Source organism: Psychromonas arctica (genome assembly GCF_038155225.1).
Classification (GTDB): Bacteria; Pseudomonadota; Gammaproteobacteria; order Enterobacterales; family Psychromonadaceae; genus Psychromonas; species Psychromonas arctica_B.
Window position 1 is genome coordinate 1 of record NZ_JBAKBA010000073.1, and the last position, 6,993, is coordinate 6,993.

The window sequence follows — 6,993 nt, forward strand, 5'->3', positions numbered from 1 at the left end:
TACATTTCCACCATGCTGTTCAAAAATTACTCTTGAAAGATCAACACGCCCTAGTGTGAAGGGTATAAGGCTTAAATAAGAAAAGTCCGAAAATGTTGAGCTAAATAACCACTAATAGGGTTTATATGAAATACAGTTTTAATACTGAAGATGCTGGGCAGATATTTGTAGGTGCATTTGCACTTGCTGTACCTGTATCATTTTCTGAGGAAGCTTGGAAATTAGGTGAAACGCTACCGACTCAAAACTTATTGTTATTATTAACACTATCTGTTGTGTTTTTAACCTTGTATACCTATCAAAGTGTTTTTCAGAAAGAGATTAAAAGTAGAAAGTTTATTTTTATATTACGCATTGTTATTGCCTATTTAATGACGGCTTTTGTCGTTGCATTAGTCTTATTCTGTTTGAATAAATTACCTTTTGTCGATGATCCGTTAACCGCGTTAAAGCGCATTATAGTGATCAGCATGCCTGCTTCTATGGGAGCAATTGTTGTAGATAGCTTTGACAAAGAATAAAAGACAAAGAATAAATGAGAAACAACTAGGTGTGATGATGTAAACAATTTTTAACTAAGCGACGTTAACCCTAAAGTCACTTAGTTAAATAAGAAATTACCAAGGGATTGTTTTACCTTGCCAATCTAAAAAACTTGCCTCTCCATTAACTTCATTATCTTCCACTATTTGTAGTAGTTGTTTGGCAACAAACTCACTCGTAAATAGTTTATTTTCAGGTACGTTTTTCTGGAAGGGTTTAGAAAGTGGTGTATCCGTCGTTCCCGGATGAAAGGAAATAAGTTTAATATTTTTAGCCGTTCTTGAAAATTCCACTGCAACAGATTTTAATAGCATATTAACCGCCGCTTTCGATGCTCGGTAACTGTACCAACCTCCTATTTTATTGTCTGAAATGCTGCCAACTCGCGCACTAAATACTACTACTTTACAAGGTTGTTTCCCTTTTAAAATTGGCATTAGATTTTTTAGCCACAAAATAGGAGTGATAGTATTCGCTGTTAATATTTCAGTGAATGACTCTGCTGAAAATTCTTGTAAACGTTTTTCAGGGGTAATGACGTCGTTATGTAACAAACCATGACAAATGAAGACTTGGCTTATTGATATTGCTTCATCTTCACCTATTGCTTGTACAACTGTTTTTATCGAAGACTCTTGATAATCTTTGATGCTCATAATTTTACTATGACTAAATTTTTCATGTTGATAGAAGCTAATATCACGCGTGACAACAATTAGGTGAGAGTCATTGTTGTTTATTACTTGTAACGCTAAGGCTTTCGCTATCGCGCTATTTGCCCCTATTATTAGTGTCGTTTGGTTTGTCATAACAAGTTCCTTCATTGCATTGTTTTATACCGATTCCAAAGCGCTTGTAAATAAACTGAGAAATAGGATAACGGTACTTGGCTAATTGTAGATACGCGAGGTGTGATAGAGGTTTGATGATTGGCCACTGTAATGGAGCGACCATCCATCCTTTTCCTACTAATGTCCAAGCTCGATGAGTGACATCTAAACCTAATAACAACTTACCTTGGTATTCACCATGTAAAATGGCTAATGCTTTATCGACATTGATATGTGGATACTGCTCATTGAAGTTAGCTTGGTGTAAATCAATTAATAGAATATTTTGTTTATCATCCTGCTCCTTTAACCTTTGCATTTCTAAGCTACATAAAGGGCAGTTACCATCATAGAAAATGGTTAGTTGATTGTCTGTCATTTTATTTCAACTTATCGTTTAAATCATGTGGGATCATTTTATTTCAACTTATCATTAATTTCGTGTGGATTAATGTTGGGTTTTGCATAGCTTAAACGTGATAAGCGTTGGCTTGTATGGTAACTATCAAGTCCGGATACGCTGACCGTTTGTAATGACTCTATATCGATATAACCATCATTTTCAATTACCTCTTGATCACAAATAACATCAGTTATTTCACCAATAACAAACAAGGTATTATTGAGTGGAATGGGCAGTATTTCTTTTAATGTGACAGCATATTTCAAACGGCTTTCTTTTACGAAGGGTGCATTGATCGAGTCTAAATGAAAAGTAGATAAGCCAACTTCATCAAATTCACTTTTTTCTCTTGGGTATCTTGCTGATGTCTGATGTGCTTTTTCGTAAAAGTCTGCGGACACTTGGTTAATCGTATACTGCTTGCTCATACTAATATTATCAAGAGTATGTCGGTCGTTATTATCAGGGCGCATAATGAAACCAACTAAAGCAGGTGAGGCACCTAAATGTACTACTGAGCTGAATATCGCAAGATTAGTTTGTCCATTTACATCTTGTGTTCCGATTAAATTAGCACTCTTGAAGCCAGATAAGCTATTAATGAAGTGAGCACGTTGTCTGGTTGGCATTGCTTCAACATCATGTTGAGTAAAATGTTTAATAGTAATAATAGACTCCTAGAATTTCACTTCATACTGTTGTGTATGATGTTTAATACGCCAAGTTCAGCCTTAAAGATCTATATTATTCAAAAATAACTCATATTTCATATTTGTTTAGTTTTTATGTTAATTTATGTTTCTATTAAATTTATGATTTAACTATTTCGGTGAGAACAATGAAGAAATTATACCTATTAGGGTTACTTATTTCGTTAAGTACAGTGGCAGATGGCAACGTTGAAAGTTATTCGACTTCTCTCGATTATGCACAAGTTCAATATGTAGAGGCGACTCAAAGTCAAAATGGTAGTTGGTGCTTTTCGGCACAGGTAAGGCATAACGATCAAAGTTGGGATCATTATGCAGACGCTTGGTAAATAACTGATTTAGAAGGTAACGTGTTAGGTAAAAGAGTACTTTTACATCCTCACGATAACGAACAACCTTTTACACGTAGTCTTTGTAATGTAGAAATACCGAAAACAATACAAAAAGTAGTGGTCAATGCTAAATGCAATCTACATGGGGTTGGTGATGAAAAAGTGATCATTGATTTAAGCAAATCTAAAGGTAAGGGCTTTATCGTTAAGAAAGCAAATTGAGTCTGAAGTAGATTAGTAGATTAGTAGATTAGTAGGTTAATTCAGAAATAGGCAGAAAAATGGGCTGATAAATACTTAGTTCATAAGCTTAAAAGGCTGTGACAGTAATATTGATTACTAACACAGCCTTTTACATTATTTTAACTACCACTTTTGAAGGTGATAATTAGCTGCTCATTATTGTTCTACTGCTTCAATAAGCAATTTACCGATATCAGTATGGTGAGATAATCGTGAAAACTTCTCTGCGAATGTTTTAGGACCGACAGCAACAACTGCAACTGGTGTATTTGTATGTGTTCCTGTTCCCCAAACAATATTTTGTTCCTGGCCTAGTTCACGTCCAATTAAGTCACCACGAATATCTTGACCGTATACATAAAAGGCTTCGAAATCGTCAACTTTAGGGAATGTTTTAAGTTTTAGATAAGTATTATCAGGATCATAAAACTTGTTTTCTTCAGTTTCTAAAATCTTTTTAGCTTGTGCTAAGTCGATTTTAAACTCGCTGTTAGCGTTAACTATTTTTAATAATGATTCTGGCGTTTTATCCGTTTTATCGAACTTAGCTAGCATGTCGCCAAAGCTTTCTTTTTGTCCGTATAACCGATCTAAAGTCGGTAATGTTCCGAAGTTAAAGTTTGGCTTGTAGTCATGATCCTTAAATGTAGATCCGCTTAATTTTTTAGCTTTAGGTACATTAGCGCGTGAATAACTGAATCCAAAACCGCCTGTTTCGTGATCGGCAGTTACAACTAATAATGTATCGTCACGATCTTTTATCCAATCATAAACATACTGAATTGCTTCATCAAATTTAAGCATTTCATGTAATGCTGTACCTGCATCATTACTATGAGATGCCCAGTCAATTTGGCCGCCTTCAACCATCAAGAAGAAACCATCAGGATCTTTAGCAAGCACGTCAAGTGCTTTCATCGTCATCTCTTTCAGACTTGGCATAGTACGATCAGCTGAGTCTTTAGTTTGGCTATAAGTAATACCATTTTGCATACCTGAATAAGCAAATAAACCAAGTACTTTATCACCTTTAACATTTGCTAAACCATCACGAGTATAGGCAAGTGAGTAACCTGAATCGCTAGCTTCTGCCAATAAATTTCTTTCATCTTTACGTTTAGATTTTATTTCAATTGTACCGCCAGTTTGCTCCATAAGCTGTTTATATAAAACACCTTTTTCATTAACTGATTCTGGAATAAAGTAACGTATACCGCCTGATAACATGACATCAGGGCCTGTTGCTAACATATCTACAGCGATTTCATTTTCAAGCGAACGATGTCGTTGATGTGCAGCAAAAGCAGCCGGCGTTGCATGAGTTAAACGAGTGTCAGAAACTAACCCTGTTGCTTTCCCGAGTTTTTTAGCAATTTCTAGCACTGTTTCAGCAGGGTTGCCATCTTTATCGATACCAATTCCTTCCGAAGGAGAATCAACACCAGTAGCAAGGTGTGATGCTGAAGCAGCTGAATCTACAACTAGGGCATTAAATGGACTGTGCATTGACATGCCTAATGCACCATTATCAATAATCGTTTTCATCGCGGTATCACGACCATTGTAGATTGAATTCGGCGCCTTAGTTGCATATTCTTCTAATAGGCTCATTTGACCAGGGCCCATACCATCGCCAATCATTAAAATAACATTTTTAATTTTAGATTCAGCGTAACTAAGATTACTTACAAGTCCTAGTGATAACGCAATGGCTACTTTCGTAAGTCCTTTATTGCTCTTCATGATCATTTCCTTCTGGTTGGTTAATCATTTTAATGTGGCATGCTAATACTGAACTATTACAGTTTTATGACAGCATTTTTTACTTTATCGACGTTAACAGCTTTTTATATATTCGCTTTACTTAATTAAATTACTTTGTGATCCTGCTTTAAATACATTTAACGCTTTTGTGAACTATCTTTCGTTTTGGGTGGCTGATGTACTCTCATTAATTAGATCTATGACTCATTTTTTATATCAAAGACAATGCTTACAACCCAAAAGGAGTAACAGATCTCTTTTTTATAGTGCCTAACGCTACTGTCGTCATCGTATCTGAAATAAAAACTGTTTAATAATCAGCTGCTTGTGTTTAGGTAAATAGGGGGGGAGGTATAAGCTAACTGAAATATAACGATTAAACTTTTGAATCTGATTAATTATTTCATTATGGTTAATTTTGTTATCTTTTATTTTCTCTCATAGGCTTTACTCAGTAAAAAGAAAAGTATTTCATTTTGCTGAGTTGCTGAGTTGCTGAGTTGCTGAGTTGCTGAGTTGCTGAGTTGCTGAGTTTATGAGTCTTTGACCTTGGGGGGCTGGGCGAATGAGACGCAGTCTCCGCTCATGACACTAGACTACGTTGCATGTGCACTAAATCACAATCAGTAACGATCGACTGGGTAATTAGTTAAATTTCTTATTTTTAGTTTAGATAGTTCAAATAGTTCAGAGGGCATTAAAAGAAAAAGCCGTGATAGTTAATCTATCACGGCTTTAGTTTAGTTTGTTTTGCTTAGCGATAAACTTTAGTTATAAATGTTTATCAAGTTGAGCGTGCTAATGTGTTGCAATAAAAGGTTCTACAATTGCGCCATCTAGACTATAAGCCATTTTTATTTGCTTTTTCCCATCGACTAAATAAAGGTCTTGAGTTGATGGGGTAACGCGTAATGTACCTGTTATTTTAATTGGCATATAAGGTGAACCGGCTGCAATTGATTGTTTCGCTTTCACGTATATCAATTGATTTGCAGGCGGTACTGGTTTGTGTGAGCAAGCACCAATGGTTGGTACTAATAAAAACTCAGAAACCTCACCATTATCAAATTCAAGAGCAAGCATATAACCAGACATTTCTATTTCTCTATTTGCTAATAAGTCATTGGTTACTAAAGAAGCTTTTTTACGCTTTTCCATAATGATGTCACGTTGTGCAAACATTTCATCAATATCTACTTTTTCTTTTATCAATTGAGCTTTTGCATCTTCAGCTTCTTTAAGCATTGCATCTGTTAACTTATAAGAAGGAAATACTTTTTTCATTTCCGTTATTCGACCATAAACAGAAAGATTATAAAGTTGATCCTCCGTTAAATCACCAAAAGGGTCTTGGTAAGGTTCAACTTTTCCTTGCAGGTCTTGCCAATCAATTTTCATTGGTTGGGCTTGAGCCTGCATTGCCGACGTTAAACCTAATAATAAGATTAATAAGTACTTTTTCATGTTACTCCCTAAAACTTGATGCTCATGCCATCTGATAATGAGTACTTATAAATTAACCAACCAGGAATTAATGCTATCAATAATGCACTAATTTGAATAATTGCTAAAATAAGTAAATCATTAGACGTCAACATATTAATATCCAAATAAAACCCATAATACGATGCCAGCGGTGACTGTAATATGAGAAGGAGTAGGTAAAGTAATGCAATACCTAATAATATGCCAGCAAAACAAACAAAGCCTGCTTCGCCAATAATCAAACTAAAGATATGTCCAGGTCTTGCTCCTACTGAGCGTAAGATTGCCATTTCTCGACGACGTTCATTCAAACTCATTAGAATAATGCTTAACATTCCCAATAAGCCAACTAAGACAACAAATACGGTCACAATGCTCAACGCAACTTCAGCAAGACTAAAGAATTCCCATAATTCCTGTAGTGCGAGGGCAGGAATAATCGCTGATAAAGGCTCTTCTTGAAAATTATTAACATAACTTTGCATGCCTAATACTGCTTGAGGAGAGGTTAAACCAACAAAGATTGCATTGATTTTCTCTGGTTTTACCTTTAATAACCTAGCAACACGTTGATCTTGTGTCTCACGGTGACCTTCATGGCGTGCTTCGTGGTTATGTTCATCGTGAATGGCTTCATCATGATGTTTTTCATGGTCATGTTCTTCATGATTTTCATTTTCGTG

Annotated in this window: 9 protein-coding genes; 3 read left to right on the forward strand and 6 right to left on the reverse strand. The window is 35.5% G+C overall.

Going from position 1 to position 6,993, the window contains the following annotated elements; genetic code table 11:
• The first annotated feature begins 125 nt into the window (after positions 1-125).
• Positions 126-521, forward strand: a complete 396-nt coding sequence (locus tag V6255_RS17625) for a DUF2391 family protein (protein ID WP_341629316.1) — start codon at positions 126-128, stop codon at positions 519-521.
• Between the two features lie 96 nt (positions 522-617).
• Here V6255_RS17625 and V6255_RS17630 read toward each other — a convergent pair whose 3' ends face one another.
• Genes V6255_RS17630 through V6255_RS17640 form a run of 3 tightly spaced genes read right to left on the reverse strand, consistent with a single transcriptional unit; the run spans position 618 to position 2,405 of the window.
• Positions 618-1,352, reverse strand: coding sequence for an SDR family NAD(P)-dependent oxidoreductase (locus V6255_RS17630; RefSeq protein ID WP_341629317.1), 735 nt, complete (start codon positions 1,350-1,352; stop codon positions 618-620).
• Positions 1,315-1,752, reverse strand: coding sequence for a DUF393 domain-containing protein (locus V6255_RS17635; RefSeq protein ID WP_341629318.1), 438 nt, complete (start codon positions 1,750-1,752; stop codon positions 1,315-1,317). Before V6255_RS17635 ends, V6255_RS17630 begins: the two co-directional genes overlap by 38 nt.
• Before the next feature lie 38 nt (positions 1,753-1,790).
• A complete protein-coding gene (locus tag V6255_RS17640) occupies positions 1,791-2,405 on the reverse strand; it encodes a flavin reductase family protein (RefSeq protein WP_341629319.1) in 615 nt (204 codons plus the stop codon).
• Between the two features lie 209 nt (positions 2,406-2,614).
• Here V6255_RS17640 and V6255_RS17645 point away from each other — a divergent pair, with 209 nt between their 5' ends.
• Both V6255_RS17645 and V6255_RS17650 read left to right on the forward strand, forming a co-directional pair.
• On the forward strand, positions 2,615-2,815 hold the full coding sequence (locus V6255_RS17645; RefSeq protein WP_341629320.1) for a hypothetical protein: 201 nt from the start codon (positions 2,615-2,617) through the stop codon (positions 2,813-2,815).
• Between the two features lie 21 nt (positions 2,816-2,836).
• Positions 2,837-3,040, forward strand: a complete 204-nt coding sequence (locus V6255_RS17650; RefSeq protein ID WP_341629321.1) for a hypothetical protein — start codon at positions 2,837-2,839, stop codon at positions 3,038-3,040.
• A 177-nt stretch (positions 3,041-3,217) separates the two neighbouring features.
• Here the strand turns inward: V6255_RS17650 and V6255_RS17655 are convergent, their stop codons facing one another.
• The 3 genes from V6255_RS17655 to V6255_RS17665 all read right to left on the reverse strand — a co-directional run.
• Entirely contained in the window at positions 3,218-4,804 is a 1,587-nt protein-coding gene (locus V6255_RS17655; protein ID WP_341629322.1) for an alkaline phosphatase, read from the reverse strand.
• A gap of 819 nt (positions 4,805-5,623) precedes the next feature.
• On the reverse strand, positions 5,624-6,289 hold the full coding sequence (locus V6255_RS17660) for a DUF3299 domain-containing protein (RefSeq protein WP_341629323.1): 666 nt from the start codon (positions 6,287-6,289) through the stop codon (positions 5,624-5,626).
• Positions 6,290-6,297: 8 nt separating this feature from the next.
• Positions 6,298-6,993 (reverse strand): ABC transporter permease (locus V6255_RS17665; protein ID WP_341629324.1); only part of this gene is annotated, 696 nt, incomplete at its 5' end.